Source organism: Dyadobacter endophyticus (assembly GCF_014641595.1).
GTDB classification, from domain to species: domain Bacteria; phylum Bacteroidota; class Bacteroidia; order Cytophagales; family Spirosomataceae; genus Dyadobacter; species Dyadobacter endophyticus.
Genome location: NZ_BMIA01000003.1, coordinates 24,154 through 50,147 on the forward strand (window position 1 = coordinate 24,154; position 25,994 = coordinate 50,147).

General features: G+C 47.2%; 38 protein-coding genes. 22 read left to right on the top strand and 16 right to left on the bottom strand.

Going from position 1 to position 25,994, the window contains the following annotated elements:
• Positions 1 to 145 precede the first annotated feature (145 nt).
• Positions 146 to 631 carry a hypothetical protein gene (locus IEY24_RS19820; RefSeq protein ID WP_188935319.1) on the top strand — a complete coding sequence of 162 codons (486 nt, stop codon included), beginning with the start codon at positions 146 to 148 and terminating at the stop codon, positions 629 to 631.
• Between the two features lie 8 nt (positions 632 to 639).
• On the opposite strand, the gene IEY24_RS19825 is transcribed toward IEY24_RS19820, so the two are convergent.
• From IEY24_RS19825 to IEY24_RS19835, 3 genes are all read right to left on the bottom strand, one after another.
• Positions 640 to 2,559, bottom strand: coding sequence for an AAA family ATPase (locus IEY24_RS19825; RefSeq protein ID WP_188935321.1), 1,920 nt, complete (start codon positions 2,557 to 2,559; stop codon positions 640 to 642).
• Between the two features lie 170 nt (positions 2,560 to 2,729).
• Complete coding sequence (locus IEY24_RS19830) at positions 2,730 to 3,170, bottom strand: hypothetical protein (RefSeq protein WP_188935323.1); 441 nt, start codon at positions 3,168 to 3,170, stop codon at positions 2,730 to 2,732.
• A gap of 33 nt (positions 3,171 to 3,203) precedes the next feature.
• The gene (locus IEY24_RS19835; protein ID WP_188935325.1) at positions 3,204 to 3,731 is read right to left on the bottom strand and encodes a hypothetical protein; all 528 of its coding nucleotides are present in this window, start codon (positions 3,729 to 3,731) and stop codon (positions 3,204 to 3,206) included.
• Positions 3,732 to 4,001: 270 nt separating this feature from the next.
• Here IEY24_RS19835 and IEY24_RS19840 point away from each other — a divergent pair, with 270 nt between their 5' ends.
• From IEY24_RS19840 to IEY24_RS32815, 16 genes are all read left to right on the top strand, one after another.
• On the top strand, positions 4,002 to 4,328 hold the full coding sequence (locus IEY24_RS19840) for a hypothetical protein (RefSeq protein ID WP_188935327.1): 327 nt from the start codon (positions 4,002 to 4,004) through the stop codon (positions 4,326 to 4,328).
• Positions 4,329 to 4,365: 37 nt separating this feature from the next.
• Positions 4,366 to 4,545, top strand: coding sequence for a hypothetical protein (locus tag IEY24_RS19845; RefSeq protein WP_188935329.1), 180 nt, complete (start codon positions 4,366 to 4,368; stop codon positions 4,543 to 4,545).
• Between the two features lie 61 nt (positions 4,546 to 4,606).
• Positions 4,607 to 5,692, top strand: coding sequence for a coiled-coil domain-containing protein (locus tag IEY24_RS19850; protein WP_188935331.1), 1,086 nt, complete (start codon positions 4,607 to 4,609; stop codon positions 5,690 to 5,692).
• The gene (locus IEY24_RS19855) at positions 5,692 to 6,060 is read left to right on the top strand and encodes a hypothetical protein (protein ID WP_188935333.1); all 369 of its coding nucleotides are present in this window, start codon (positions 5,692 to 5,694) and stop codon (positions 6,058 to 6,060) included. The genes IEY24_RS19850 and IEY24_RS19855 overlap by 1 nt, the downstream gene beginning before the upstream one ends.
• 28 nt (positions 6,061 to 6,088) lie before the next feature.
• Positions 6,089 to 6,355 (top strand): hypothetical protein, encoded by a 267-nt coding sequence (locus IEY24_RS19860; RefSeq protein WP_188935334.1) that lies wholly within the window; start codon positions 6,089 to 6,091, stop codon positions 6,353 to 6,355.
• Between the two features lie 31 nt (positions 6,356 to 6,386).
• Positions 6,387 to 6,839: a hypothetical protein gene (locus IEY24_RS19865; protein WP_188935336.1), complete on the top strand. Its 453-nt coding sequence runs from the start codon at positions 6,387 to 6,389 to the stop codon at positions 6,837 to 6,839.
• Positions 6,840 to 6,882: 43 nt separating this feature from the next.
• A complete protein-coding gene (locus tag IEY24_RS19870) occupies positions 6,883 to 8,028 on the top strand; it encodes a PD-(D/E)XK nuclease-like domain-containing protein (protein ID WP_188935338.1) in 1,146 nt (381 codons plus the stop codon).
• Positions 8,029 to 8,031: 3 nt separating this feature from the next.
• Complete coding sequence (locus IEY24_RS19875; protein ID WP_188935340.1) at positions 8,032 to 8,811, top strand: 3'-5' exonuclease; 780 nt, start codon at positions 8,032 to 8,034, stop codon at positions 8,809 to 8,811.
• Positions 8,812 to 8,913: 102 nt separating this feature from the next.
• Positions 8,914 to 9,045: a hypothetical protein gene (locus IEY24_RS32980; RefSeq protein ID WP_262892424.1), complete on the top strand. Its 132-nt coding sequence runs from the start codon at positions 8,914 to 8,916 to the stop codon at positions 9,043 to 9,045.
• 12 nt (positions 9,046 to 9,057) lie between these two features.
• Positions 9,058 to 9,573 (top strand): DUF4494 domain-containing protein, encoded by a 516-nt coding sequence (locus tag IEY24_RS19880; RefSeq protein ID WP_188935342.1) that lies wholly within the window; start codon positions 9,058 to 9,060, stop codon positions 9,571 to 9,573.
• 47 nt (positions 9,574 to 9,620) lie between these two features.
• Entirely contained in the window at positions 9,621 to 9,854 is a 234-nt protein-coding gene (locus tag IEY24_RS19885; RefSeq protein WP_188935344.1) for a hypothetical protein, read from the top strand.
• Between the two features lie 4 nt (positions 9,855 to 9,858).
• Positions 9,859 to 10,101: a hypothetical protein gene (locus IEY24_RS19890; protein ID WP_188935346.1), complete on the top strand. Its 243-nt coding sequence runs from the start codon at positions 9,859 to 9,861 to the stop codon at positions 10,099 to 10,101.
• 232 nt (positions 10,102 to 10,333) lie between these two features.
• A complete protein-coding gene (locus tag IEY24_RS19895) occupies positions 10,334 to 10,591 on the top strand; it encodes a hypothetical protein (protein WP_188935348.1) in 258 nt (85 codons plus the stop codon).
• 13 nt (positions 10,592 to 10,604) lie between these two features.
• Entirely contained in the window at positions 10,605 to 10,856 is a 252-nt protein-coding gene (locus IEY24_RS19900) for a hypothetical protein (protein WP_188935350.1), read from the top strand.
• Between the two features lie 48 nt (positions 10,857 to 10,904).
• On the top strand, positions 10,905 to 12,752 hold the full coding sequence (locus IEY24_RS19905) for a DNA cytosine methyltransferase (RefSeq protein WP_188935352.1): 1,848 nt from the start codon (positions 10,905 to 10,907) through the stop codon (positions 12,750 to 12,752).
• Positions 12,753 to 12,885: 133 nt separating this feature from the next.
• A complete protein-coding gene (locus IEY24_RS32815; protein WP_229222751.1) occupies positions 12,886 to 13,179 on the top strand; it encodes a hypothetical protein in 294 nt (97 codons plus the stop codon).
• A gap of 29 nt (positions 13,180 to 13,208) precedes the next feature.
• Here the strand turns inward: IEY24_RS32815 and IEY24_RS19910 are convergent, their stop codons facing one another.
• Positions 13,209 to 13,991, bottom strand: coding sequence for a DNA-formamidopyrimidine glycosylase family protein (locus IEY24_RS19910; RefSeq protein WP_188935354.1), 783 nt, complete (start codon positions 13,989 to 13,991; stop codon positions 13,209 to 13,211).
• Between the two features lie 29 nt (positions 13,992 to 14,020).
• Positions 14,021 to 14,473, bottom strand: coding sequence for a hypothetical protein (locus IEY24_RS19915; RefSeq protein WP_188935356.1), 453 nt, complete (start codon positions 14,471 to 14,473; stop codon positions 14,021 to 14,023).
• A gap of 74 nt (positions 14,474 to 14,547) precedes the next feature.
• Between IEY24_RS19915 and IEY24_RS19920 the strand changes: the two genes are divergently transcribed.
• Positions 14,548 to 14,820: a hypothetical protein gene (locus IEY24_RS19920; RefSeq protein ID WP_188935358.1), complete on the top strand. Its 273-nt coding sequence runs from the start codon at positions 14,548 to 14,550 to the stop codon at positions 14,818 to 14,820.
• Positions 14,821 to 14,823: 3 nt separating this feature from the next.
• Here the strand turns inward: IEY24_RS19920 and IEY24_RS19925 are convergent, their stop codons facing one another.
• Genes IEY24_RS19925 through IEY24_RS19935 form a run of 3 tightly spaced genes read right to left on the bottom strand, consistent with a single transcriptional unit; the run spans position 14,824 to position 16,429 of the window.
• Entirely contained in the window at positions 14,824 to 15,690 is an 867-nt protein-coding gene (locus tag IEY24_RS19925; protein ID WP_188935363.1) for an SOS response-associated peptidase, read from the bottom strand.
• Complete coding sequence (locus IEY24_RS19930) at positions 15,683 to 15,940, bottom strand: hypothetical protein (RefSeq protein WP_188935365.1); 258 nt, start codon at positions 15,938 to 15,940, stop codon at positions 15,683 to 15,685. The genes IEY24_RS19925 and IEY24_RS19930 overlap by 8 nt, the downstream gene beginning before the upstream one ends.
• A 39-nt stretch (positions 15,941 to 15,979) precedes the next feature.
• Positions 15,980 to 16,429, bottom strand: a complete 450-nt coding sequence (locus IEY24_RS19935) for a hypothetical protein (protein WP_188935366.1) — start codon at positions 16,427 to 16,429, stop codon at positions 15,980 to 15,982.
• A 144-nt stretch (positions 16,430 to 16,573) separates the two neighbouring features.
• Between IEY24_RS19935 and IEY24_RS19940 the strand changes: the two genes are divergently transcribed.
• The 4 genes from IEY24_RS19940 (at position 16,574) to IEY24_RS19955 (ending at position 18,288) form a co-directional block, all read left to right on the top strand.
• Positions 16,574 to 17,179 carry a hypothetical protein gene (locus IEY24_RS19940; protein ID WP_188935368.1) on the top strand — a complete coding sequence of 202 codons (606 nt, stop codon included), beginning with the start codon at positions 16,574 to 16,576 and terminating at the stop codon, positions 17,177 to 17,179.
• 34 nt (positions 17,180 to 17,213) lie between these two features.
• On the top strand, positions 17,214 to 17,750 hold the full coding sequence (locus IEY24_RS19945) for a hypothetical protein (protein ID WP_188935370.1): 537 nt from the start codon (positions 17,214 to 17,216) through the stop codon (positions 17,748 to 17,750).
• Positions 17,751 to 17,851: 101 nt separating this feature from the next.
• Entirely contained in the window at positions 17,852 to 18,076 is a 225-nt protein-coding gene (locus IEY24_RS19950; RefSeq protein WP_188935372.1) for a hypothetical protein, read from the top strand.
• Positions 18,073 to 18,288: a DUF6965 family protein gene (locus IEY24_RS19955; RefSeq protein WP_188935374.1), complete on the top strand. Its 216-nt coding sequence runs from the start codon at positions 18,073 to 18,075 to the stop codon at positions 18,286 to 18,288. Before IEY24_RS19950 ends, IEY24_RS19955 begins: the two co-directional genes overlap by 4 nt.
• A gap of 20 nt (positions 18,289 to 18,308) precedes the next feature.
• Here IEY24_RS19955 and IEY24_RS19960 read toward each other — a convergent pair whose 3' ends face one another.
• From IEY24_RS19960 to IEY24_RS19995, 8 genes are all read right to left on the bottom strand, one after another.
• On the bottom strand, positions 18,309 to 18,755 hold the full coding sequence (locus IEY24_RS19960) for a M15 family metallopeptidase (RefSeq protein ID WP_188935376.1): 447 nt from the start codon (positions 18,753 to 18,755) through the stop codon (positions 18,309 to 18,311).
• The gene (locus IEY24_RS19965) at positions 18,752 to 19,306 is read right to left on the bottom strand and encodes a hypothetical protein (protein ID WP_188935377.1); all 555 of its coding nucleotides are present in this window, start codon (positions 19,304 to 19,306) and stop codon (positions 18,752 to 18,754) included. The genes IEY24_RS19960 and IEY24_RS19965 overlap by 4 nt, the downstream gene beginning before the upstream one ends.
• Positions 19,307 to 19,596: 290 nt before the next feature.
• Positions 19,597 to 19,911 carry a hypothetical protein gene (locus IEY24_RS19970; RefSeq protein WP_188935378.1) on the bottom strand — a complete coding sequence of 105 codons (315 nt, stop codon included), beginning with the start codon at positions 19,909 to 19,911 and terminating at the stop codon, positions 19,597 to 19,599.
• 8 nt (positions 19,912 to 19,919) lie between these two features.
• Positions 19,920 to 22,760, bottom strand: coding sequence for a serine hydrolase domain-containing protein (locus IEY24_RS19975; protein ID WP_188935379.1), 2,841 nt, complete (start codon positions 22,758 to 22,760; stop codon positions 19,920 to 19,922).
• 48 nt (positions 22,761 to 22,808) lie between these two features.
• Entirely contained in the window at positions 22,809 to 24,029 is a 1,221-nt protein-coding gene (locus IEY24_RS19980; protein ID WP_188935381.1) for a hypothetical protein, read from the bottom strand.
• 19 nt (positions 24,030 to 24,048) lie between these two features.
• Positions 24,049 to 24,873 carry a hypothetical protein gene (locus IEY24_RS19985; RefSeq protein WP_188935383.1) on the bottom strand — a complete coding sequence of 275 codons (825 nt, stop codon included), beginning with the start codon at positions 24,871 to 24,873 and terminating at the stop codon, positions 24,049 to 24,051.
• 74 nt (positions 24,874 to 24,947) lie between these two features.
• Positions 24,948 to 25,358 (bottom strand): hypothetical protein, encoded by a 411-nt coding sequence (locus tag IEY24_RS19990; RefSeq protein ID WP_188935385.1) that lies wholly within the window; start codon positions 25,356 to 25,358, stop codon positions 24,948 to 24,950.
• A gap of 61 nt (positions 25,359 to 25,419) precedes the next feature.
• Positions 25,420 to 25,986 (bottom strand): hypothetical protein, encoded by a 567-nt coding sequence (locus IEY24_RS19995; protein ID WP_188935387.1) that lies wholly within the window; start codon positions 25,984 to 25,986, stop codon positions 25,420 to 25,422.
• Between the last annotated feature and the right edge of the window lie 8 nt (positions 25,987 to 25,994).

Below are 25,994 nucleotides of genomic sequence, written 5' to 3' on the forward strand. Positions count from 1 at the left end.
GTCCGGGATGTCCACCTGAGCGATGGTTCGTTAGAATGTGCGATTTGCCCGAAGGCGACGAACTAATTGAATCCAAGTTACTCGAATTGAAAACGGAAACCGGATGGGTTAAGCCGATTGTACAATGTCCTTTCCATCAATCAAAATGAAATTCATCCCCCGCTCAAACTGCCCAACCCCCTACCTGGTTGCCATCGATCCCGACCTGAACAAATCCGGCTTGGCCGCTTGGAGTACGAAAGACCGCGAATGGATCATCGCTAAGACCGTCAGCATTGAAAACGTTCTTTCCGAGCTTTCAGAACTTCCGCCGACCGAAACCACGGTTTACGTGGAAGCGGGATGGTTGATCAAAAAAGCCAATCTTAGGGGCGGTAACTATCGCGCAGCTCAGGCGAAAGCCCGGAACGTCGGCGAGAATCACGGAGCTGGCAAGCTGATCTGTAAGTTACTGAAAGCGGCCGGGTACACGGTGACCGAATTCAAGCCACTGAAAAAGGGGGCATTCAAGACACTGGCCGGCGCCTGGTCCGACACCGGCCGCAGGTATGTCGAGAAAGAATCCGGGTTATCCCACCGAATGAATGACGATGTCCGGGATGCCATTTATACAGTTTTACATTTTAGGTAATTTGGCAATCATGAGATTGGTAGCTTTTCAATAGCCCAAAAAGTTTCCAATAAGTCCACCGACATGAACTCGGCGAGGACAAATTGATGATCTATCATAAGTTCCTTGCGCCGATTTTGGTTTCCTTTTGCAATGAATTCAGCGCTCCTTAAATAAGGGATTGCATTGACATACAAATTTTCTAAATCATGCCCCCGAGCAGTTAAAAACCATTTTGGAAGTAATATTACCTTACCATTTATAAGCTTACATTGAACCGATTCTTTCTCATTTTCGATGACTACATCGCACGTTTCCATGTTTTTTGTTTCCAAAATAGAAATTATTCGATTAGACATCTCTTGTAAATCTGCATCGGTAATTTCAAAAAAGGCAACTATGTTGAGATCTGGGAGGGAGATAAGTTGCTGGGCAAGTGGGCGATTAGCCTGAACTAAAAAAATTATGAACGCGATCGGATCAAATATGTAGTTCTCCAGGGAATGTCTTCTCCCTAAGCCACATTTGACAATTTTAGAGCCCTTTATAGCAATGCCCGAATTGTCTCCATCCACGACACCGCATATCATCCTATTGCCAGCATCATTTAATAATCTTACTAATTCGCCTACTCTCTGCTTTCCATTTCCCGTTGAAATTACTAATTTATCAGCCCCCTCATTTGATGTTGCTTGAACTTCAACAATATCCTTGGATCCAGAAGCCAGAAAGTGAATCAATATTTCTGAATTTAAATGATTTAAAAGTTTTGATAAAAGGATCTTAAAGAACATTTCGTCAAATTTATCTTCCACAAATACCTGTTTACAATGCTCGTAATAGACATTCAGCGATATGAGACCAGTCGTAAGTGACTTAATCGCATCGGACTTGGTAACTTTGGACAATGTTCCGGTTTTACGGGACATTTTGAATAAACTTGGCTCTGGTGTCAAGGCAATAGTAGATGGAGAATGGGTTGTTATTATCACCTTGACATTCTTATCTTCAATAAATGACTTCTTAAAAACCTTTAACATTTGATGTACCATTGATGGATGTAGGTAAGCATCAGGTTCGTCAAATAAAATAGCATCTGGAAATGGCTGATCATTTTTTGAATTATAAATCGCGAGAATCAATGTCATTAAAGTCCGTTCTCCTGACGAAAGACTTTCAAGTGAGATAGCTAAATCATTTTCCAAATTCACTAATTCTATTTCAGTGTTGATTAGCGAATCCGTAAGAATTGGAATTTTCAGCCTGTATCCAAAACCGACCTCCTCCATGGCCCGATTGAAAATTTGCCAAGGCGCTTCGCCTGGATCAAATCCAAGTTTTATTCTTATTTGGTATTGTAAATACAAGAATGTTAAATTTGTCTCAAAAACACCAGTATATCCTTGATCCAAATAAACTATGCATTCATCCAATGTGGCGGGGGTATATGGATTCTTTCTTTTTTCGAAGATCGATCTGATAGCCAAATAATCTTCGTGAGATATTTTTGATGGATAGGGGGCACTTGGGTGCTCCTTTTCATATTTTGTATCCAGAAGAAATCTAATATTTAATTCTTTTTCATTGAATTGACTGTGCCCTAGGTATGAAATGCAATTCAAATATGAGAGATAAATGTAAGGTAATCGCCCCCATTTATTCATGAGATCAACCATGTTATACGGGCGCCCAAGGGAGAAATTGTGCTCGTTCGGGCTGACCGAAACAATATTCCCAGTCTGAACACCATTGATGAAAAGTCGAAAATTATTGGGAATGTGGCTCTGTGTTTCTGGATCGAAAATTATTAAATTATTATTGGTTGATAGCAAATTTAATAGCTGCGTCTTTCCGGACCCATTCTCGCCAGTGATAACAACAAGGTCTGGCAAATCGTCAATTACAAATGGATTAATCGCTTTGAACTTTGCAATAGCTTCAATTCTCATTTTCTATATTAAAAGTTTTATGTCTCAATTATCAATACTAATTTTATGTCTCTTTCTAATTGCCTGATCTCAGACTTATATAATGCGTTAGAAACTTCATCTATGAGACTATCGTCTTTACCACGAATTATTCTTTCAGCCCAATATCGGCATTCGCGTTATCGTGACGACTACCTCCCTTTGGTGTATTCTTTACCCGAAAGTTCAGATCTCGGATTTGATCGATCGAGTCGCTCGTAAAGGATGATTTTATTACGTCCCGACTTCTCAATGCGAAATGTTTTTTTTACGACGCCAGACTCGGATTCAGCCTCCATGACGCCACCATTGATGGTGAATTTATACGTAGCGGTAGTGAACGTAGGTGCGGAGATTGTTTCGTATTCGTTCACAGCAGTTGCTGAACTCATAATATTGACCTCGCTTCTAAACGATATGGTTTCCGTCCAGTATTTACTACCCTTCCCGAGTAAAGAGTAAGTCCATTTGCCTGGTAGCATTTCTACAAGCTCCTTATCATCGACAGCGCCCGCCAATGTCGGATCAACATCATTTTTGGAGCACCCGCAAAGTAATAGAATGGCAATAAAGGGGTAGAGTAGAAATTTCATTTTGATAGGGTAAGGTAATTTTTTCAACGTTTGCTATTGCAGCTTTTGAAGAACAACGATGCCCTGAGTAAGGCTCTCTTCCATAGTAGTCGGATCTTTCAAGAAAAGTGTTCTGGGGCCGAATTTGTGAGGTCGCACGAACCAAGTAAGCCGCTTCTTCTCAACTACATACCCGATTTCAAGGCCTCCTTTATCGACATACTTGTTTTCCAGATAGTCGTGAGACTCCTTTACGTCATTCGAAGACATTTGTTTCAGATTATCGTATGCCTTTATCAAGTCTGCAAAATCTTCCGAGGCCACAGAGCCGGAATATTGACCACTCGTAACTTGGTAGTAGATCTTCGTCTCCTTTCCAGCAGCGACCTTTCTTATTCGGGTTTCACCATATGAAAGCTGCAAAATCATCCTCGTGAGGGCGAAATCTTCGATTTTGACAAATCCGTCGTGCTTCGAGACAAACTCATCGAAATTCGTAGGAGGGGACTTTTCTTCGACTTGTGCTACGCAGGTCGAGTAAATCAGAAAGAGCGCAATAAGGCAAGATAAAAATTTGAACATCCGATCGAAGAGTAAGTAGTAACTGACCGTAATCTTACCACAATCCTACAAAATGTCAAAATAGTTTTTATCGTAAGAGATTGACAATCAAATAAGTGCATATTTATACATTAAAAAGTGCATAAATAATGCATTTATTTTTGCACAAACGCTTGACTAATATACAACTATTAGTGTATATTTGTATCAAGCAATTCGGAAACGAAAAGCACTAAACCAAAAAACACCCGGCCAGCATAGCCGAACCGGATGTAAACATTATCTAAAATCATGACAAAGGTAAACAACTTCACCTCGCAAGCATTGAGCCTTGCAGACTTCACCCAGGATCTTTACGAATGCCTGGAACTTCCCTACGAAAAGGACAGCATTGTCCGCGGAAACCTGATCACGGTAACAGTTGAGACAGAGCACGGTGACTTCAAAATGTCGGTAGCAGTTCGGTTTGACGACACAGTTGAGAGCCTGAAAGAAAGATTTGACGCGCTGCTCGCTCAGGAATATGACATCATCGATAGCTACCAGAAATGGGAGGCCGACAACTACGAGCATGCCTTAGTAATTCAAGGTCGCGCATTCGATTCACTCACCTGTTAACCACCTCCCGGGAAACCGGGTTTATCCCTCACTGATCATGGAAGTAACATTTGACATCAGCAAATTTCCTGACCTGGTATTAGCAGCAAAGGAAATCCTCGAATACGCAGCCGGCAAAACAGAATCCGTAGACTTCAAAATGATTGACTCTGCCATTGCTGACCTGGAACGGGCACGCAAGACCTGCGAAGAAGTTCAGCATCTGCAAGCAGCATAAAACCCCGATCGGGTGAAACTCCCGATCACTCCACATTTCCTCATATCTAAATCTCAAAGCTATGTCAGTCGAATTACTTGACTCGCCAGAAGTCGAAAAACTGGCCCCGATTACAAAAGTTGAAACCGAAATCGCCCGGATGCAAAAGGAATACTCCGGCCTTACAATCAATGGCCAGTCCGATAAGGAAGGTTTCGCGAAAGTGGTTTCAGCACGGAAAGATGTAAAAGCCGTCCGTGTCCAGGTTGAGAAAGAGCGTAAAGCTCTGGTTGACGACGCTGTAAAATGGCAACGTCAGGTCAACGAGGCTGCCAACGGCATCAAGGATAAGCTCGTTGCAATCGAAGAGCCGCTGCAACAGCTGGAAGATGATTATTTGGCTGAAAAGGAGCGTATCAAACAGGAATTCGAGCGCAAGCGCAAGGAGAAAATTCAGAACCGCGTGCAGGTGATTATGTCGGTTACCGGCGTGAATTTCAACGGGGTTACCTATTCCCTCGGAAAGTTCAAAATCGATCAGTCAGAGATCGAAGCCATGGCTGATTCTGATTTTCAGTCAGAAATCGAATCACTCGAAGCTGAATATCAGATCATTCTTGAAGAAAAACTCGCAGCTGAACAGGCGGCAAAGGAAGAAGCTGATCGCCTTGAAGCACAGCGCAAAGAGCAGGAAGCAGCAGCGGCTGAAATTAAACGTCAACAGGAAGAAATTGCCGCCGAACGCAAAAGGCTCGAAGACGAGAAAGCTGCACACGAAGCCGCATTGAAACGTGAGCAGGAAGCACAGGAAGCCGAAGCCAGACGCATTCAGGCAGAAGCTGATCAAAAGGCAGCGGAAGAGCAACGTCGGGCCGAAATAGAAGCTGCACGTGTTGAAGCCGCTGAACAAGCTCGTATTGCCGCCGAATTGAAAGCAAAACAGGAGGCCGAAGCCAAAGCGGAAGCTGAACGCGTTGCGAAAGAGAAGGAAACGCGTAAACTAGCCCGCCGCCCGGATATCGAAAAGTTCAACGATATGACTTCGCAGTTGATCGCCCTAGCTGAAAAGTTCGAGTTCAAGACAATGGAGGGCAACGCTGCAAAGAATATCGTGTTGCAAAGCATTCAGTCAGCAATCGCGATTAACCCGCTAAACAAAGCCGAGTAATGCGCCAGGCCGCAATATTCATCACACTCGCAGTGGCATCAATGGCAGGCAAATACTTAAAATCTGCCATTGATACACTGACCTGGCCAGCACTGACCGGCATCGCTCTCACCATGTTTTCAGGCTTCTTCATTTTCACCGTCATGACTGCAAAATCTCCCGTTCAATTTAAATGGAAACCACAGGTTCGAATTTCACCGGAAGTAATGGAGCTACTGAGAAATCTATCTCACCTGATGGGAGTGCTCCTCATAATGGCTGCCACTGCGGTGATCCTTGTTGCAATTGCGGCTACTGGCCCCGACCTGACATTCACGGAAGCCGTGCTGATGATGATCAAAAGTCTGCCCCGGATGCTCGACGTATAATCATAACCGATCTCAAGAAAAATATCTCATGAGCCAACTATTAACATTTGAAGCCGCCTTAAAGAAAGTTGCACAGAAGCACGGCCACAAGACATTTGGGAATTTAATTTTTTGGGAAAAAGGAGACCCTTATTGGAAAGAAGCCGCCGAGCTTTATGCTCGATGGATGTGCAACGAGGCAGTGAAAGCGGATCGCAGCTTTGTAATTGACCAAATGGTTGCTAGCGAAACATCAAGGGTGATACACAAGCAAGTTGCGGGAAAACTACCACTCCCGTTCCCGGACGAGATCTAAAATATCAACCATTATCTAAATCACAAATACAATGACAACAATTGCAAAAACCGAAGACGTGGCAGTAGCCACCCGCCCATTGGGCCAAGTGTTTGATCTGACCGGCTCAGTAGTGAGCCTCCCCGACCTGAGCAAGGCGGTAGAAATGCCGCTCGATCTGATGTCCGATTATTGGACGCCGGAAAATCCGGGAGAAACCAAATTCGTGTTCTTTGACCGCATCGACGTATCGCAGGTACTTACCCAGGATGAAAGCCCCGTGTTGATCGATCTTGAATGTGCATATTTCCTCGAACAGGATAGCCGCATGGAAATCAAATCGGTTCGCAATGGATCGAAGCGTCTCGTCGGCGCGCTGCTCGCCCAGAATGTACAGCGCGGCACCGCGTTGAAGATCACCTATCTCGGGAAGAAAAAGAACCGCAGCAATGCATTCAAATCCGATAGCTGGTCAATCAAGCCTTTAATTCTCAACATCGACTAAAACCAACGGCAGGGTGTAACAGCCCTGCCGACCCAAACCGGCTATGAACTTCGATTTCTCCATGCTCCGCGACGCCCAGGAAGGGCCCGAGCTAAACCCGATCATCACTGACCCGACTCAGTACACTCCGCTTGAAGATGTGCTCACGTTCATGAAAAAGCGCAAGAAGGTGATGGACATCCGGCCCCTCCTACCCCAGCTAAGCCGCAACGGCCGAGTTCTGGAAGAAGACATGCAGATATACCTGGATGCAAAGGCGTGCTCATCCGGATCATTGAAAGAGGCTTTAAAATCGCCACTGCATTATCTGATATCAACTGAGGAAAAGCAGGTGCGACCAGAAAAAAGCCATTTTGAGCTCGGCACGTTTTGCCATACGGCTTTCCTGGAACCGGAAAAGTTCAACATGCTAGCTCTGGAACCGGCCGTGAGCGCTGCGACAAAAGAAGGAGTACAAAAGCTTATGGAGTTCTGGGAGGATCTGGCCACACAGAAGGATCCGGAAATCCCTGCCGAAGCCTACATGCAAGTGCTTGGCTCAGGCCTGAGCATTGACAAGATCGACGGAATGCGCAGCTACATCACCCAATTGAAGAAACGAACCGGAAAAGTGTCCGTCGATCCGAAATCATACCAGATCGTCGACCTGATCAAACGCAACTACTACCGGTATGGCGGCGGCATCATTCCCGAACTGCTAAAAGGATCCGTGCCGGAGGTGAGCATTTACGGTACCGACGAAGAAACAGGTCTGCCGGTTAAGATTCGCCCGGATGCGTTCCAGATCGAAGAAAACATCGGCTGCAATGCAATCATCAGCTTCAAAACCACGCACGCCGACAACATTGGTAAAATGCAGTACGACGCTGCCAAGTACATGTATTACCTCTCCGAGGCTATGTATTGCGAAGTATTCCAGCAGGTCACCGGCCGCAAATGTACCGGCGTGTTCTGCATCATGCTGCAAACAGTTTTGCCATATCTGCCCGTCGTGTTCTACTATGATGCCGATGACCTGGCCAACGGAAAGTACCGGTACCGGACCGCATTGCGAAATGTGAAAGAAGCCATCGCGAGAAACAGCTGGCCAGGCTTCGACTCATACGGTGAAGAAGGCGAAAGCGGCATCATCCGCATGAACCTTCCGGAATGGAGCAGAAGAGAAGTGATACCTCAAATCATCGAATAACCAATGAAAATGAAGTTCACGCGGCCCATCGCCTTTATCGACCTTGAAACGACCGGCACAGACACGGAAAAAGACCGGATCGTCGAAATCGCAGTTTGTAAACTCGATCCATCATCCGGCCAGTATGCGACATCCTGCCGGTTGATCAACCCGACAATTCCAATTCCGGCCGGTGCATCCGAAGTGCATGGCATCAAGGATGAAGATGTGGCAAACGAACCTACCTTCAAGCAGATTGCAAAAGGCCTGCTCGCTTTTCTCGAAGGATGCGACATTGCCGGATTTAACAGCAACAGGTTCGACATTCCGTTACTCTTCAACGAATTTCACCGCGCTGGCCTGTTCTGGGATTATAGTCAATTCCTGATGATCGATGTCGGGAATCTGTTCAAGATCAAACACCCACGTACTTTGTCCGACGCTGTTCGCATCTACCTGGGCCGTGAAATGGAAAACGCGCATAGCGCCGAAGCAGATATCGAAGCGACACTCGACGTTTTCCTTGCCCAAATCGAAAAGCACGAGAATGACGAAGGATTCCCTCAAACACTGGAAGATCTCGCCTTGTATACCAATTTCGATAAGAAAGTGATTGACCTGGGCGGCAAGTTCACGTACAACAACGAAGGTGAAATCGTACTGACTATCGGAGAGCACAAAGGCAAACCAGCCAAAGACTACATTGGATTTCTTCAATGGATGGTAGGCCCAAAAGCCAACTTCTCAGCAGACACCAAAGCCGTGGCCCAGCAGATAATTGATTCGGCTCGGCAGAAAACATGATTTAGTTAAGGGTTTAGGACCGTGCCGCCAGACATACTGCTTCGGCATCTGGCCCCGCGCCTGCGGGTATTTTAAAATTCAACTCAAACCTATCGATATCAGATGATCACTACCGTAAGAATACTTTACGCCGGAATATGGATGCTCGCCACGATCATCGCCGTGATAGCAATATCGCCCTGGCTCATCCTGCTCTGGCTGACAAAGCTTGTCAAATCAATTTTCAATATCTAAATCTCTCATATCATGCCGAGCTGGTACTTATCAAAAATCCGCTATCAGAAAGAAGACGAAGCGGGAAAACTTCAAACCATCGATGAAGCCTATTTGTTCGATGCGGTATCCTTCACGGAGGCCGAAGCAAAGTCATACGGGCAGATCGTAACTGACGCGAGCGATTTCAGCGTCCACAGCATTGCCCGCATGCGACTGGCTGACCTGTTTACTTACGAAGAAGGGGAACAGTGGTTCAAAGCGAAGGTCATTTACTTCTCCGTGGATGAAAAAAGCGGAAAGGAAAAGAAGATCGTCAATTACATGCTGGTCAACGCCGAAGGTATTCAGCAGGCCCTGGACCGTGTAAACGAAAACATGCGCAATTTCCTAATCCCTTATGAGATCACCGACATGATCCTCACTCCGATTTTGGATGTGTTCCCGCACAAATCGGAAGAAGATCAGGGGCCGGAAATCCCGGCCAACATGCGCCCGCTGGCCGAAGTAATGGCAGAGCGCCAGCAGCAAGAAGAAGTTTTTGAATAACCCACCAGTCCGGGGGAGCAATCCCCCGCCCTTTCACTCCTACCCCTATGGACAAGCAAAAGAAGAAACCTACGATTAAAAGCGACATTTCAACAATTAAGACCATCGCTGTTTCACACGACACATGCTTCTCTCAATATTTCTACCAAACTGGCGAGCAGATCAGGAGGCTGAGAAACGAAAATATCGTTCACGTCAAAATCCTCAGGGTTGCGCCTGTTGCAACGCCAGATGGTAAAATATTCTACCGGGATACTCCCATCGTGTTTTTCAATAATTGAATCCATGAGAAAGCTCAACTTCAAACAGTTCCGGCACCTGATGTCGGCGATGCTGTTCATCAGCGATGTGCTCGACAAAGACGAACAGATTCATCAGCTGTATGTCGAATACAAAGAGCAGGACAACCAGCCGGATCCTGTTGCATGGACTCGTGACGCGCTAGACGGATGCAAGCCAGGATCGCACGATATGTATATCCGCAGGTCATTCTCGCCGCGGACTTATCCGGAAGTGAAACCCGGGTGATGTCGCTTCTCGGAAAAGGGCATTACCTCAAATATTACCTACCATGAGAAATCCACCAATGACACTCGATTTCGCGCAGTTGTTCTTCCGAATGCGCAACATGCCAATGACAAATCATTGGCACATCGGAGCTGGTTACAAACCACGCCACAAGCTTGAAAACACGCTTTTCTTCGAAGTGATGAAGTGGAGAAATCGGACCAGTTTTAAACCTTAAACGATTAGAACCCCTATGAATTTCAAGACAATTTATATCGGCCAATACAATGCCACTGTTTGCTTGCGTCGGTGGAGAAATGACCTGATGGAAGAGTACGTTCATATCAATGCATTCGTGGAAGACGAAGACAACGAATACCTTTTCGAAGATCAAATTCTCTTCCCATCAGCCGAGCTCGCTCGATCTTTTGTGCAGGATTTCTCTGACGAATCTGCCTTCGATTGGCTTGAAGGGAAAGCGGATATTGAAGGAATTGAAAAGGAACCTTAAACGAGCCGAACCCATGACAACAGAGGAGCGAATAATTCGCGGCGACAGATTTGCAATAACTGGACGACCGGGAGTGTACAACGTGGACGCCGACGAAGATTTTGGTTGCCATTCGCTTATGCGATTCCATCAGGAAGATTCCCCTGGGAGCTATCAAGGCTTTGCTGACTTCACAAAGAAAACGATGATTTTCAATTACACCCTGCTTGGCAGGTTTGGTAAACTGATGATACCGTTGGCGAGCATTGACTTTGAAAAGCTCTAATACGACGACGATTTGCCCTTTTAACCACCTTAACAGAGTCGAACCCCTATGCATCCTGAATACATTGTAATAGATCTTTTTTGCGGAGCCGGCGGAACAACGCTCGGTTTCGATATGGCAATGATCAACGGAAGGAAAGCTGCATTTGTAGTAGCATGCGTTAACCATGATCCTTTGGCGATTGACTCTCATTGGGAGAATCACCCAGAAGTTTATCACTTCTTGGAAGACATCACCCTGCTTTACGGTCGCGTGCTGAATGGATTCCTGTTCATGACCGAACACATGCGCCAACTGGTCCGCATTGTCAATATTTACCGAGCCTTCTATCCGGAAGCAAAAGTGATCCTGTGGGCAAGCCTGGAATGCACCAATTTCAGCAAAGCCAAGGGTGGCAAGGAGCGCGACGCTGACAGTCGCACATTAGCCCACCATCTGGACCGCTACGTTGTTGCACTCGATCCGGATTACGTACAGATTGAAAACGTGGTGGAGTTTATGAGCTGGGGACCGATGAACGAAAAGGGCAAGCCGATTTCTTCGAAAAACGGGCGAGACTGGATACGCTGGAAGCAACACCTTTGCAGCTTCGGATACCGCGACGAATGGAGAGAGCTGAACAGTGCGGATTTTGGAGCCTATACCAGCCGTAACAGGCTGTTCGGAATTTTCGCAAAACCAGGTATGCCGATAATTTGGCCGAAGCCAACTCATTCGAAAAAGCCATCAAAGGGCGGGATGTTTGGCGATTTGAAGAAATGGAAGGCTGTGAAAGATGTGCTCGATTTCGATGATGAAGGACAAAGCATTTTCGGTAGAAAGAAGCCGCTGGTAGATGCCTCTCTCGAAAGGATCTATGCCGGTTTGGTTAAGTTTGTCGCTGGCGGCAAGGATGCATTCATTTTGAAATACAATTCGCTGAGCTCTGCCGGGAAGCACGTGCCGCCCTCAATTGATGAGCCGTGTCCGACAATAGCCTGTCAAAATCGACTTGGCATCGTTAATGCTTCATTCATTGCCAAATATTACAGCGGGAAACCAGCGGGGAAGGTGATTCCGGTAACCGGTCCTGCGGGAACTATTGCAACGGCCGGAACCCAGGCCCTGGTAAATGCCTCCTTCCTCACTAAGTATTACAGCGGCGACCCAGATAGTAAAGTTACCTCGGTAGAAGAGCCGGCAGCGGTCATCAGGACGAAGGATGGGCAATCATTAATTCAGTGTCAGCCGTTCATCCTCAATACCAATTTCAACAATGTAGGTAAATCGATCGATGAACCAGCCCCTACACTTGTTTCCAGCAGACGGCACCCCTATTTACTGTCACCTGCTTTTCTGACTCAATATTATAGCAGCGGCGGGCAGCTTGGATCAATCGACGAACCGGCCAGGACCTTAGGCACACGCGACACCATTGCCAAGATTCAAACCGAGTGGATTGAACGACAATTTGGGAAGTCGCAAGTTTCGTCCGTGGAAAGCCCTGCCGGAACGCTCATGCCGAATGACAAACATCGGCTTATCAGCTGCGACCCGTTCATTTTGAATCCCTCGCATGGCGGGCACACTACATCCACAATGCAACCGTGCCCGGTGATCATCGCTCGCCAGGACAAAGCGCCGCTGTACCTGATCCAGTTCGATATAGATCCTGAAATCGGAATCCCAGTTTATGACGACGATCCCGAAGTGATGATCCGGATTAAGATTTTCATGTCGATGTACGGGATTGCCGATATCAAAATGAGAATGTTGAAAGTGCCGGAGCTGCTTTGTATTCAGGGGTTCCCTGCAAACTACAAGCTGGCCGGAAACCAGTCGGATCAGAAAAAGTTCATCGGTAATAGCGTGGTCCCGCATGTGGTCAAAGCCTGGACCGAATCACTTGCAGCGTAAATGTAAACTTCATTGAAGTCGAACCCGCATGATGTAACTATTTAGATATTTTTGTCCACACAGGAAACTTTTCTACTTTCGGCATCTGTTGTATTGGGCTGGTTCACTCAGTTCCAGTGTAAAATACAATAAAATGGATATCTTTTTTGAACATGTCTACGTGACAAACTGGTTTGAAAATCATGTCTCGCAGCTGCGAGGAAATCTCATGAAAACCCTCGCCCAGGGTATTGAATCGGGGAAATTCGAAAAAACGTTCGAAGCGGAAGGGGTGGTTGTTTACAAGTATTTGGGAGGAAAGTACCCCGGGGACACTTTTATGTTTGATCGACGTGGGGATGACTACCATTTGCGCGGGACAACGAAAAGGCCGGATTTTTTAAATCCACGGGGACCAATAGTTTTCGATGGAACCAGAAGGATTTAAGGGCGAAAGCCCTTTTCCTTTTTATCGGCCTAGTATAATGTTTGACTCTCAGTGTAATATGTTTTCCCGCTGCCCAGCTTACCGACAATAATTTCCTCTCCCTCGGGCGAAGTTTTCTTTTTTGGATTGTGCACGAAGCGGTGATCCTTGTTTTCCATTTCAAAAACGTCATCCGAGGTTTTGATCTTCGCGAGCTCCTCGGTTGCTTCCACCGTCACAGTCTTAATTGCGTTGTGTAATTCTTTCACCTTGTCAGCCGGAATGTTCTTGGCAACAGAATAGGGCGAGATTTTCGCGCACCACAGGATTTCGTCGGCGTAGGCACTGCCGATACCCCGGATTTTATCCTGCTTCTGGATCACTTCCTTGATTTTGCCCGACGCTTTGGAAAGGTATTTTGCAAAGTATTCCAACGTGAAATCATCGCTCAGGATATCGGGGACATTGGGCACCTCGGGATTCAGTATCGGTTTTGCCTGTCCCATGCCATCCAGGACCATAACGCCCGCGCCGTTCTCGAATAGAAGTTCGAAGATCGGATTTTTCAGGTTCTCTTCTGTCGGCAGCAGGATCATTTTGCCGGTGAGCATCATGTGGATACCCAGCACATTCCCGTTGTCGAAATGTAGGTGTAACTCCTTCCCGTTCCTGTCGACATATTCGAGTTTGGAGCCCTTGAATGCCTCGTTGAATTCTTCGTTACTGGCTTTGACACGCTTTTTCCATAGGACGTCGATGCTCTTGAACTTCTGCCCTTTGAAATGCTTTTGAAGCGTAATTCCGACGATGTTGAGTTCTGGTACTTCTGGCATGGCTGTGGTGTTTATTGGTGAAGGTGATTTTATTGAATATGCGCAGTGAGGAATGCCGTAATATCAAGAAGATATTTCTCAACCGGGCTTACTTCCATTGGAAGCCTAAGAATTCCCATTTCTCGCACGGTGACGTTAAATGCTCCGTATGCATGAGCTTGCGACAGAGTGATCATCGTTTCCATCACTGAAACCGCGCGGTCAGTTACTCCAAACGTTAGGAGCTCGGGAGTCTGCAACTTGAAGACTGTTTTGCCTTTGAAAGTCATCAGCCGTTGTGGTTCTGCGATGTCCGCAGTCCCCTCCTTCACTCTACCGATCTCGATCGTGGTCAAAAAAGTGATCATGTCGCCTGCGTAGTCGGAAACATCAGTATGCACCAAAAGGCCATGTCGGGTGATATTTTCCTGGTTGATTGCGTCGAGTTGCGCTTTGTCAAAGTCAAATAGCTTGGAATCAGATGTTAAGATAAAAAAATCCATATGGTTTATCTGGCAGTGTTGAATTGCAACTTAAAAGAAGTTTTTCCTATTTTGTTGTCTAAACTCGATGTTCCATGGAAATAGATAAAAACTTTAAAGGGTACAAAACCTGGAAGGAAGGGTCAAAGCAGACGATCATCGGTGAGCCAGGCGATACCAAGGAAGATGCGATCAAGTTCATGCACGCCCACCTTGACTATTTTGATCTCAGGGGAGATTTCACTTTTAATGCCGGAAATATCGTCCAAAATGGAAACGAATTTATCTTCACTATGAACCGCTTGGGCCACGTTCAAGTACCCAGGAAATTTCGTCTTGGTAATGGAGTTCAAGTTGAAATTGATTAGACCTTAAAAAAGTGACAGCTGCGCCGGCGGAGTTTCATTCGCGATTGTCTGGTCCAACGGCGGCATTTCAGGATATATGAAAGGGATCGTTGGTTCTTCCGAAGTCCGAAAATCCTGCATTATGGTGCATGCTTGCATTTTTTCAGTATCGTACTGAGTGGTTGCAATCTCTGTGATCCGTTGCTCAGATAAATCACCCGTAATCCATTCCCAAGCCAAATTGCTGTCCAAAATCGTCGGCATTCGGTTCTTCGCATTGTGAACCTGTGACATCAGCTTATTTGCCTCCGTGGTGACGATGGTAACCGTTTCGATGTGCTCCCCACTTTTCCGATCCGTCCAGGGATTCCAAACGCCGGCCATGAAGAAGTATTCCTGATCTTTCAGGCTGACGAAATACGGGTATTTATCTGCTGTTTTTAATGGCTCCCCGGTCTTCTTATTCCGGCGATACACATGGCGCCAGTCGAAGAAACCAGTTGATAGCACAAGGCACCGGCGATTCAATGCAGCATCCCTGAACATCTTTTCGCGGCCAGTCTTTGGATCGATCGAAAGCAACTCTTCGCCGCGGGCATTTAGCGTCGTGATGCCTTGCTGATAACTTCCATCAGGCTTTTTATACCCGTTCCGGAATTCCTTCGCTCGGTCCCGGTCAGAAACATAATTCGGCAGGTATCCCCATTCCATTTCCACGATATCATAGTCGTTTTTGGAATAGTTGGGCTTGATAACAAAAATTGGGGCATAGTCGAAACCGTTGTTGATCGGCTTGGCCTGGTCGAGCTTGTACTTTTTGATATCCTTCTCAATGTCCTTCAACGTCACATACTCCGTTTTAAGGACCTTTTGCCTATTGTAGTTACACATTTTTCTGAACTTTAAAGTAAGCAACAATTTCACGGCCTATTTCAATGGCTTGGGTTTGCCGCTTCGGATCTTCCGGTACCGTCATCCAGTAACGCTTTCCGTCGGACAGCGTGGCCCTGGTGATAAACAAATCATCCTGGAAATCGGAGAAGATAATCCGGAAAACAGTTCGCTCCTGCATTTCAAGGACTTTGATATGAAGAATTACTCCGAAGTGATCTATCTCAAAATCGTCTGCCGTAAAAGCCATGATTACCTGTTGAATGTCTAAAGTAGTAAATCTGGTAAATCACCTTATACCTTTCGGTTGAATATTGTTGTGAACAATCTCGCAAATCCCTGAGAACGGGCCCTGCCAAAAGTAAATTTGAGATGGTGGATCGTTATACATTTCTTCGCAATAGACCCATTGCATACCCTCTTTAAAGATTATTTTGGTAATGACATAGCTACCGTGCGGGAGCATCAGTTTGTATAATGGAGCATTGCGGATTTGATGGAATAGAAACCTGTCAAGAATACTGATGTCGAGCGGGATAGACATCTCTTTAAATATGTTGATAATCCGCTCTCTGACCTCCATTCGCTCGATGAATACATCTTCCCGGCTACAATATTCGACTCCGAGCTTAAATCTGCCGTCGCCCACTTTTTCATCAAAAGGGCTCATGTGCGGCCCCAGGACCCTCACCTGAACATTATGGCAACCCACCGTCATCCCTTTGGGTAGGTATAACATGTCACCGACCTTTAAACTTCCGTATCGCATTGCTTGTTGATGAAATTTGTATCAAAAAAATGATAACAAAAGTATCAAAATGACATACAAGTTTCAAAACGATTTTTTAACTTTGGTTATCAAACACCAAACATGGGTCAGAACATGGAAAACATTCGTATAGCTCCCGAAGTCGATCTAGGCACCGACGAGGTTCAGGGTAGCGAAAAAGCCTGGGTTATTCAGACTTATGAAACCAAATTTCTTGTTAAGCCTGAGGTTTTTGTTAGAAAATTTCGTGAGATAGAGGCCGAATGGGATGAAATTTCCAAGAACGATGCCTCCCTAAAATTGATCGATGAAGAAGAGCTCGAACGCAAGAAGGATGAGTTTTTTGTCCGGCGATGTAAAGAAGAAAAGATCAGAATAAGCGTGCCCGTACAGCAGGTAGCATTCTACGATTTGCAGTTGGCAAAATACGTCGCACCCTACATTATCGGTAGTATTCCCCCCGTACTTATGGACACCAAGGATATCCATGTGCAAGTTGATAGGTACAGAAATGAAGCACTTGATAGAAAAATTCCATTTTATGTTACCCTTGAAAACGGGAAGCCTGCAACGGAAGACAATCCGTACGAAATATTTAAAATTCAAAGACCATCTCGTGACCCAGGCTATCCTGCGATTTATTCTGGCACTTTTTGGGCCAAAGATTCCCTTGAAGCGATAAGAGATGCCATATACCTGTCAACCAGGTGGAATGGCTAACAACGATTTCAACAACTATAATTCATCAACTACTATGAAATTTGGAACAGTTAAAAACGAGAAGGAGGAATTCGAGGAATTCAGCATGGAGGCAATGAAGCTGCAACTGGCCGCTGAATATACTGCCTGGCGGGAGGAAGTCGCGGCGAAATTGGAGCCGGTAGTATATCCGAACCATGCTTGGGTGGTATATGCCGGAAACGACACGCAGCAGCCGCAGGCCGCCTTCACCAACCGCGAGTACGCGGAGATTCTGGCCAGCCACATGCAGGGTGCGATCGATCCGGTTCTGCGCGAGCGAAGTGAGATCGATGCAATGGACATCAAAGTTGACAAGTATCTCGAACAGGTCAGCTTCGGCAAAATGCCATTTGAAATAATCCTGCGCAAGGACGGGGAAGTATTTGATGCATGGGGCCCGGAAGACGGCATGCCGACCATAGACACTCCGAAGGTTTCAGAATCGGACCGTCATATTCTGGGAGGAACATTCTGGGGCTGGACGAAAGGAGAGGCAATCGAAGAAGCTCAGAATCTGCTGGAAGCAATGAAGGCGGCAGGAGACATATGAAATTGAAGTAAGCATGAGAAATCATGTTTTAGAAGTGTAAATTTCGACACCTCGTATGCATTGTATGCGAGGTGTTTTATTTTTACGAGAAATCACGCCTTATGATCGAAATTTCTGTAACAATTACCGAAGATGATACTAATCCCATCATCACACATTCTTTGAGGATGCCGGTTGGCTTGATACCAAATATCGGCGAAGAAGTCTTGGTGTCAAACAACACTTACCCCTATCGGAGATTAATGATTACTGGAAAAGGGATAATTGTGATGGAGCGCGGATATGCCGTCGCGTGCAAAGCGGAACTAGTAAATGACGACGAATGACAGCACAAGAACTTAAAGAATGGTTTGATGGCCGGGAGCTCCCAGCGGAAACAGTGTGGATACACAAATCAATGAAAGTCGACGATCCAAAACGGTTCGTTGAGCTTCACTTCAATTCAATGGACGCCGATGGCAATGAGAGGGCGAATGAGCCGCTGATACTTCGGCTACTTTTGATGAAAAAATGGCTGGAAGAAAACGGACATGCATAAAAAAGGGGCTTCGCGCCCCTTTAATAATTCTCCCACTGAAAATGCATTCCATCTTTCGAGGCTGCCGACCAATCAGCACCACATATCCATCCAATATCTCTCCATACTTTCAGAAATGAAGCGGACCAGGTAACCTTTCCCCGGAACGGGTTCAGGCCCGCATTCAGATCAACAGCAATCCCCCAAGAATGCAGAGATATTCCAGAGCTGCCGCGCTTCGGTCGGATGTTGAAAACGCCGTCATAGCTTACAATTTCCGTATGCAGGCCGAGTTCAATAAGCTTTCGCAGGGTCTTTTCCAGAACATCCCGGATAAGCCTGTTTAAATAAATTCTGGAAGGCAAACAGGGAATGGCCGCACGGATGTCAGCCGGGACAATCCACAGCACCATCCATTTGCGTTCAAACCCGAGCCGGTCATTGTATGGATCGCCAAATTTGGCAATCAGTTGCGCTTGCGATTTCATGGCTGCGTCGTTTTGGCTTCTTCTTCCTCCCTGGCCATCGAAAGCAAATCTTTATAATCACCAGTCTGTCGGAACTTCCGGAATGGCGCGCTGAACCACTTCGGCAGCAGGTTCGGCAGTATCTGATCAATCAGATCGCACGACTTGATGAAATAGTACGTGAACATCACTCCGTATCCAGCGAAAATGAAATACAGCGCAACGCCTGGTACAGGATTGGCGCCATCAACCGATGACGTTACGATCTTGAAGACCACAGAAAGGATGATTGAAGCGATGTATCCGAGAAGGACGACCGAAACCATTACAACAAACTGCTCGACAGTCTTTCGCATAAATATCTCAGCCTTCGCCTCGCCAGACTTATAGTGCTTAACCAGCCCCAAAAAAGTCATCAAAGCAAAGCCGATGCCAGTAGCGGCAACCAGATCAATGGTCAAATCTTTTCGGTAGTTGAAGACCTGAATAAATCCCACTGTGGATGATGATAGCAAAAGGAAGGTGGGACTTGTGATCATTCCTTTTATTGTCAAACCGATAGATGCAAACATTGAGGTAAGGTTAAAATGCTCGAAAAACTTCATGTTTTTACAGTTATTGGGCTTTTCGCCCGGTTAAGAATCCCACTATTGCCCCGAAAATGGATCCATCTCGGAAACCTTTCCAATATTTGGTTCCAGTGGACCTGAGGGCGGCTTCGTATTTTTCCTTTTGCACGACATTTTGCAATTCGGACAGACGCAGCGCATTTCGGATGTCTTCGACTTCCTTTCCTCGGTATTCATAGGCTGACTTTAAACTGAAAAAAGTGGGTTTCAAAAGTTCGTATCGGTAGGCACTATCAAGGAGTGCGGCTTCGTAAACTGTCCTTTGCCTGGGCGTCGCGGTAGATCCTTGCGCCCAAACTGTCCCGGCCAGAAGGAAGAGAATCCCAGCGAACGTATTTGTGATGATTGATTTCATATTGCTGCTGATGACTTTTTGCTGTATCTGCATTCCGGTCGGCACGTCGTTTGTTTTCTCGGATTGTGTCGGCAAAACTCGGAGCTTCCGGGTTTGGTGTTGGCTGCCGGAAGCCGCGATACCAAAGGATGCAGGCAAGGGCCAGGATCACAACCAGCAACCCGGCGATGATTTTCCAGTGTGCGTCTCTCATGGCTTCGCCTATTGCCGTTTGTAAATCTGATCTACCATTTTACGCACTTCGATATTCTGCCAGTAGGTTTTATCGTAGCTGGAATCCGTGAAGATCGTCCACGCGTACTCACCCTCCAGAATGGTGGTGCCGGGGCCGTTAGCGGCTTCACTAACATACTTACCATCTTTGATCATCACCCCCACTCCCCAATCGCTCCAACCGCGCGAGGTCGGCGTTTTTAGGATATCGAAAACCCTTTCATTGAGCACGCGCCGACCCTTGAACATGCCTTTGTCGCGTATCATACCGATGAAGTTCATCCATTGGTTCACGCTGCATTGCAGACCATATCCGGCCAGCGGGTTCAATGGCTTACCAGGTATCGGCCCTTCGCTCGGATTGAATTCTGCATCGCCCATTTCGCATGGATCTGCGAGGATTTCCCGAAACAAATCCTTCCAGGCCTTTCCCGTCACGATTTCAGCCATGCGGGCCGCGACTTGGTAGGAAACGGAAGAGTACGAGAACGTCGCACCTGGTGTGAATTTCAAAGGGACATTCGCCAGCCAGTCTACGTACTGATCAAGTCGATCCATCCCTTCATGAGACTGGTCGTCAGGAATCCCGGAAAGGTGGCCCATAATCTGGCTGAGCGTGATTCCTGAGCCCTCCGCGTTCTTCCATGATGGAATTACATCGCCGACTTTCGTGTCGAGCGACAGCTTGCCCTTTTCTATCAGATAGGAGATAATTACACCCGTGACAAACTTGGAGTGCGACATCACTTTGAATCGCGTATCTTTCGTTTTGCCACCCTTCTCGAATGAGTACAGCTCGCCAGATGGCGACCTCAAATCAAATACGGCATTCCAATTGTAGGCGTTAGCGAGATTCGCTTCGACGTACGATTTGACCGGCGAGTAATCTTTCGACGGTTGCGGTGCCGGGCCGCCTCCATCACCTACCTCCGGGCTTACGCCGCCAAAGAAGTTATAGTCTGTGTATTTTACGAACTTGTTTTCTAGGTCGGTAATGTCCCCCATTAAGTCAATGCTCTGCCGGTATTTGTCCGTGACGTTCACAGTTACGGTATTGGAGGCATTGACATTCGGCCACTTGTATTCGTGGCCCACAAAGTCCTGTTTCAGGCGGTACAATGCAGGTTCAGCACCTTTTATTTCAGACACACACCACGACATTGCGAAATTCATAGCCATCAGCCCCCTCGAAAAGAGGGATCGGGTCGTATTTTCAAAAACATCGTAATAAATCCCCCCTACACAATACGGAGGCATCTTGCCGCGATTATTCTCCTTGTATGTGGTAACGTCGTCCACATCCTGCTCAGCCATAGACACCTTGCCCGGGAAAGTTCCCAGGTTAAGGGCGTTAACCTTAAATTTGGCTTTCTGATCGCCTATCCCGTCGCCATCACTTCCATACAGTCCGTCCGCTTTGGCAGCTATGTAATTGATATTAGGGCTCGCGATGGAGCGAAGTTGCTGGTTAGAAGTAACAGAATAGAAATAAGTGACAACCAGCTTATTAGTCTCGCTCCTTACAGCTTCCGCAAAGCTATCAAAGGCCTTTTTTATCCCGTAGGTTGTAAATCGGCCAAACTCAATCGCCAGTGAATCTTTATCGTTCCAATCTGGGTGCGGCCAGTCATTCCAAGTGCCCTGGATCATTGGCGGTCGGCCGACTTTTTTAGCTATGCCTCTTGCCCGCTGCCAGGTAGTAAACGTGTTCTGGTTGTCGTCTGAAAAGTCAGCGGCCTCTCGGTATTCTTTTCCGGGAAATACGTAGTTAACCTGCTCCCCGGCTCCGCCACCCCCAAGGGTGATGTAAAAAGATTTCTCATACGTAGCCATGAGCCGGGCGATAGATTTGATCGCCCCGGCTGACAAGGCATTGACACGATCATTCGCATACCCGGCATAGACAGAGCCAAAACCCTGCACCCCCTCAATGTAAGGAGTGCCATTGCTGCCTAAAATAATCTCGCTATCCTTGATGAATCCATCACCCTGCGCTCGGCGGCGCATAAAAACCACGCTCAATGAAAGATCACGAGCGCGGCAAAATTCGATCACACGCTTAAACCCGGCCTCCTGATAATTGCCCGGAGTGGGCTCGTAGGTATCCCACGGAACCCAAAGGGCAATTCCTGATATTCCGTATCCCCAACTGAATTTGGCCGCCTCAATCCGGTCTAACCACCCCTCGTAATAACTACCGTCGGGATTAAAGCCACCCTCTTTAATTCCATGCGTTGCATTTGGATCGAAACCACTGCCAGTGGTCCCCATAATAATCTGATAGGTGAACTTCCTATCCGTAGGAGGCGGCGAGTTGTTCCCCTCACCATTGCCGCTACCCGGATCGGTTGTACCGCCGCCCTGATCAGTCTTTATCTCAAAGGCTTTTATGTTATCAGGGGATTTGCAGGAAAACCCGCGTATTTTCAACGTATAAACCCCGTTTGATTGAGCCGGATAGGTCAACTGGACGCGGGCACTACTCGGCTTCTTGGTGCCGCGATAGAGCTGAGCACCGGAGGAATTCAGTATATCAAACTCCAATTCAAAAACATTGTTTGCATCAAACTCCAAACTCAGGCTGTTTGATTTGATGGCCGAAATGCTGATAATCTTCGGGTCTCTTCCAATTTCAGCGCAATTCTTGCGGGTATCCGGGGTAGGCTTAACAGTATCCGGTTTCGGACCGGTTACCTTAAACAGGCTGTCAGCATAGGCTTTCTGCTTTATCTCCGAAGCTTTGATTTTGGAATCAATGATCTGATCGATCGATTGGGAAAAGGCTGCGAACTGGATATAGCTCAGCAGCAGAAAAAGAAGCTTTTTCATAGTGTGGTATAAAAACAGAGGGAGACGAATCCCCCTCTGTCGATGGAATTATGAAGCGATGAGCTTGGCGGCGAAGATGCCGGAAACGCCGTGCAGGATATTGTTAGTATCCTCGGTGAACCATCCGTTTGGACGGATGTACATACCAGCAGGAAGGGCGATGGTCGCAGTAGCCACCGCGAAATCGTTTGCATCGCGCTTACGGGTAACACGCACATCCACATCGCGGATGTACGAGTTCGCCACGTTTTGCAGGATTGATTCTTCCTCGGGCAGGCTCAGGAACATGATGCGCGCCTTTTCGTCAACGGTATCGTCGCTGTTGGTAGGATCACCGAATTTCTCAGCAAAATCCGCATAACAGAACGTTTCAACCGCAGCGGCTCCGGAGTCGATCAAAAGGATCTGGCCAGCGCCGTACACAACATCGATCAGCTCGTCATAGTAGAAATCTACCGGCGTGCGACCAAACATTGTTCCCCAGTTGTAGCCGGCGTCGTTGATAGCCAGGATGCCTTCGCGACGCATTGCGCGCTGCGCCAAAGTGCCGCCGATCATGATCAGGTTGCCGCTGATCTTGTTGGCGATCTTGGTTTCATTGATGAAATCCCAGAACTCAGCTTTCAGTGAGCGGTCTGCGTTGAACGTCGGAACGTCAACGAGCGGAGCGGCGGCAGTCGGTGTTGCGGCACCAGGCGCAGCTGCATTTTTCCCGATACGTGCGATCAGGGAGCTCAATACATACTGTGCGAAAGGCTTCGCGATACCGCTGTCGAAGTCCTGCATCACTTGGAGAGCGAGGCGGTCAACCAGCGCGCGGTACTTAGGTTCGCCGATTTCACTGATTTTGCCGGAAACCAGGTTTTCCATGTAGGCAATCGCCTTAGGTTCGTAGAACTCGCGAGCGATCTGACGGTTGATTTTGATCTCTTTATAGAAATCATAGGCAACGTCGACTGTCAACGGATCAGAGAATTCCTCCCCGTTCAAATCGCGGGTTCTCTCGTCATATCCGGTTACCAGACGGGCAGGGTAAGTATTCACCTGCACTTTGGGAACTTGAATATCACGACCAGGGACGGTTCCCCAGATCACCGAAGTGGTATCCTTCGGCCCGTAAGGGCTGATCTGGCTTCTTACTTCCGCAACAGCAGGAGATAGCATAGCTTGGAGCGCTCCATATCGCCCGAATTTCAAGCCGTTGTTCGTGGTATGCATCAGGGCCGCTTGAACGGTCCGCGCAATACCCAGGTTTACATTATTTGGCATTGTTAGAATCTTTTACGGTTTACACTTCGCGTGGCACAGGGCGCAGCATATCGGCCTTGGTCACTTTTGGAGGGTCGTTTCCTTCCCGCTCAAATTGTGATTTCGGTGGCGTCGGCCCGGCGTTCTGCCTGAACTTGTTTTCCGAGAGCGCTTCTTCGAACATTTCGTCCAGCGTTACGACCTTTGCGCCTTTGATGTAAGGGGTTCCGTGCTCCTTTGTGACAACATCCAACTTGTCGGGGTTAATTTTGAGCCCTTTACTATCAATGTATTGCTTGATCTTCGGCAAGACGAGCATTTTCAGCGCGTCCTCGTTCGAATACGGTTCCAGGATGTCCTTTCTTCCTTGTAGCTTCGCAAGCACATTGAAGTCAAACAGCTTCCCTTCGTATTCGGATTTTACTTGTTCAACTGCGGCGGTTTTATCTGCTTCCAGAGTTTGCGCTTTCTGTTGAAGGGTGACAATTTCGGCTTTGAGCTTTTCCAGATCAGGGTTTTTACCGTCCGCCGCAGCGGTTTTGGCTTCCTCGATCTTGGCAGCAATCTGCGCTTTGATCTTTTGGAGCTTTTGGGTGCCTTTCTCCTTGGCGATGGTTTTCACATCATCACCGAGAAGGTCTGCCCAATCAGCGAGTCCATCATCGAATTTGTCAAGGTTTGAGGCTTTTGCAGCGATCTTCGCAAGTTCGCTGGTTGCCTGATTCGCCGCAGTATCAAACAGAGTTTGAATTGTGGCCGATACTTCGTCTTGTGGCAACTCGGCCAAAACGGCCGTTTGCTCGTCAGTCAATTTGACCCCGGCCGCAGCCAGAATCTTGGTGATATTGTCAGCTAATTTTGCCATGTGTGTAAGGTCGCAACCTTGATTATAGTGTTTGAAATGCCCGCAGGCGGTTTACTTGGTATTCAAAATCGGTGTCAGAATTCTATCACTTTCCCAGAATCGTCGACGTATCCGAACAGCTTCGCGCCTCTCAGGGTTGAATATGTCGGATTGCCTTTATCGTCTTTTTTGAGCCCTTGCCAGAAAGCGTATTTAACGTGCTGCTTGACGACCTCTTTGGTGATGGAGTTCTCGCCATCTTCGGAAACCGCTACCGGGTTTTTGAAGGTGACAACCACTTCGTCACTGGATTTCAGGTCGGCAATGGTTTTCTTTTTGGCTGACTTCTTAGCTTCGGCGGCAGCGGCTTTATCAGCGGCTTCCTTTTCCGCAGCGGCCTTAGCTGCTGCTTCTTCCTGCGCTTTCTTCTCGGCAGCGGCTTTATCAGCGGCTTCCTTTTCCGCAGCGGCCTTAGCTGCTGCTTCTGCTTTTTCTTCCGGAGTCATAACTCGGTTTTGTTTGATTGAAAAACTGATTACTTAAATGAGTATCCTGATTTACAGCACTTTACTCCTTGATCGTGTAAATCCGCAGACTGGATCCAGTCGCGGTGTAGGCGATGGCAGGAATCGGCTTATATCTGCCAGTTTTCGGGCTACGGATCGATTTGAAGATCAAACTCTTCCCCGCCGGTATGGAAACCGTCTGCCCGGCAACGACAATGGAGCTGGCCGCACTGGCATGATCATTCGCGACCTCGATGTAGCTGTAAGTGCTGGCCGCAAGTGTACCGGTGGTCGTGCTATTGATGATTGCCTGATCAGCAACCAGGTCGGCACTGGTGACGAAAGCGGCGATTACGTCACTCACTGTGGTTCCGTAGGTTGTGCCATCCGCACGAAGCACCTGAGATGGCAATAACTTCAATCCGAATCCGGTAAACGTGAAACCGATCTTGCTGCCACTAGGAGTGACTTTCAAATCGTTATCGGAACTGATTTTGTGCAGACCTCCATTGGCCGAATCAATACGGATCTGGGTGCCTGTGGTGCGATAAATGCGCCAGTTCTGGGCATTTGCAGCAAAGCCTACCAAAAGGCTTAGGGAGAAGAAAAGAGCAATGAACTTTTTCATAATTGATT